A 1,203-nucleotide genomic window follows, 5' to 3' on the forward strand; every position below is an offset into this window, starting at 1 on the left:
GTCTGCCAAGTCGACGTGGACGCCCGCCGCCTCGAGGACGTGGATCGCCGCCTTGCCAACCTCGGGGTGGCTGTAGTTCGTGTACGTGTCCGCGAAGAGGACGGCTTTCCGCTCGGCGTCGGCCGTGGGCACCCGCGACCCGCCTCGCTTCTCGAACCAGTCCTGGAGCGTCTCGCGGCTGAATTCCGGCAGCGACCGCTCGCTTGCGATCCCGATCGTCTTCTCGGCGATCCTTTCAGAGCCGGGAAGCGACTGCGCGAGGTTCGATACCGGAGCCAGCGCACTTCCGACGGCCGCGAGCGTATCGAAGTTGGCGAAGAGCCTGTCACGGAGGCTCGCACCGTGTTCCTGGTGGCGTTCGTGCATGACTTCGGTCTTGAGCTTCGCCATGTCGACGCCGCTCGGGCAGTCGCGCTTGCAGCCCTTACAGCCGATACAGAGGTCGAGGACCTCCTCGGCGAACTCGTCGTCGGTCGGGTCGTCGGGCAGGTCGCCGCTCATCGCCTGTCGGAGGAGGTTCGCCCGACCGCGCGTGGCCGTGATCTCCTCGTCGGCGGCCCGATAGGTGGGACACATTACGCCGCCGGTCGTCTCTTGACCTCCGCGGCAGCCGCCACAGCCGTGACAGAGTTCGACCATCCCCTGCATGCCGTTCTCGTTGTCCCAGTTCAGAGACGGCTCGAGGCCGGCGTCGTACTCGTAGTCGCCGTCGTACCGGAGGTGCTCGGTCATGTCGTGGTCGCCACAGACGCTGCCGGGGTTGAGCAGCCAGTCGGGATCGAACGCGGTCTTCAGGTCGCGAAACGCCTGCCAGAGTTCCTCGCCGTAGAGCTTGCGGTTCCACTGGGTCCGCGCGCGGCCGTCGCCGTGCTCGCCGGAGACGCTGCCGCCGAACTCGACGACCATGTCGGTGACCGCGTCGGCGATCGCGACCATGTCCTCGCGGTCGCGATCGGTTTTCGTGTCGACCAGCGGACGGACGTGGAGGACGCCCGGTCCGGCGTGAGCGTAGAACGCCGCGTCGTCGTCGCGGTCCTTCTCGGTGAGCAGCGACTGGAACCGTTCGACGAACTCGGGGAGGTGTTCCGGCGGGATCGCACAGTCCTCGATGAAGCTGATGTGCTTCTCGTCGGAGGTCCGGGAGAGGAGGATCGGCAGACCGGCCTTCCGGAGCGTCCAGAACATGTTCCGCTCGGCCTCGTC

1 protein-coding gene is annotated in these 1,203 nt (G+C 67.0%); it reads right to left on the reverse strand.

Translation table 11 applies throughout. The features are described 5' to 3' along the window. On the reverse strand, positions 1–1,203 hold a 1,203-nt coding region (locus tag PGX04_RS30110; RefSeq protein ID WP_273741851.1), incomplete at both ends, for an FAD-binding and (Fe-S)-binding domain-containing protein.

Source organism: Natrinema soli, from assembly GCF_028618695.1.